At 70.8% G+C, this 219-nt stretch carries 1 pseudogene; it reads left to right on the top strand.

Annotation, left to right across the window (positions count from 1 at the left end):
• Window positions 1–219, top strand: a pseudogene (gene suhB / locus RRF55_RS28890) (type III secretion system regulator SuhB); the annotation flags it as partial.

The following is a 219-nucleotide window of genomic DNA, read 5'->3' as shown; positions in this document are numbered from 1 at the left end:
CCTCGACCCGGTACGCCAGGAAGAATTCACCGCCAGCCGTGGCCGTGGCGCCCAGCTCAATGGTCGCCGCCTGCGCGTCAGCGGTCGCACCAGCCTGGACGGCGCCCTGCTGGGTACCGGCTTCCCGTTCCGTGACAACCAGATGGATGGCCTGGACAACTACCTGGGCATGTTCCGTGCCCTGGTCGGCCAGACCGCCGGCATCCGCCGCGCCGGCGC

Origin of the sequence: Klebsiella sp. K47 (assembly GCF_051858335.1) — a bacterium.
Lineage (GTDB): Bacteria > Pseudomonadota > Gammaproteobacteria > Enterobacterales > Enterobacteriaceae > Klebsiella > Klebsiella pneumoniae.
The sequence above is the reverse complement of the archived record's forward strand: the minus strand, read 5'-3'. Positions and strand labels throughout refer to the sequence as shown.